The 691-nt window shown below is 79.2% G+C and carries 1 pseudogene; it reads left to right on the forward strand.

Annotated elements, in window-relative coordinates:
• A pseudogene (locus KUM32_RS41950) lies at window positions 1-691 on the forward strand (asparagine synthase); the annotation flags it as partial.

The raw sequence follows: 691 nt of genomic DNA on the forward strand, positions 1-691 counted from the left end.
GGCGTGCCCGGCACCCCGCTCGGGCACGGCACGGAGGCCGGCGAGCGGCTGCTCGCCGTCACCTTCAACGACCTGGCGACGATCGCCGGCCGCGTCCGCGAGGCCGAACTCGAACGCGCCCGCGTCATCGCCGCCAACCCCCGCCTGCACCACGTCGTGGTCGCGGCCGGCGCCGAGGCCCTGCCGTACGCGGCCCTGGAGCGCGGCCCGCTCACCGACGAACCGGGCCCCGCCCTGGTCAGCGCCGAGCGGCACCGGCGCAGACTCTCCGCCGGCAGCGCCGACCACCTCGTCGGGCACGGCGCGCGGCAGGTCCTGGACGCCCACCCGGCCCGCCTCGCCGACCTGCTCCTCGACCGGCGCCGCCGGCACCTGCTGCGCCCGGCCACGGCCCTGGCCCGCGCCGACGGCCCGTCCGCGCACTCCTTCTTCGTCCCCTTCACCGTCTACCGTGCGGCCCGCAAGCTGGCCCGCACGCCCTACCGCGAGGGCGTCGAGGCGGTGGCCAGCAAGCTGCTCGACCGCCACTTCGCCGAGGCCGACGGCGCGGAGAGCGACGGCATCGGCGGCGCCGTCGGGGCGTCGCTGGCCGCCCTCGCCTGGTGCCGCCCGGGCCCGGCCGCGCGCTGGCTGACCGGCGAGGCACTCGCCGAAGTATCGGTTCGCCTGGAGACGGCCGCCGCCCGCCCGG

The organism is Streptomyces sp. AC627_RSS907 (genome assembly GCF_019049165.1).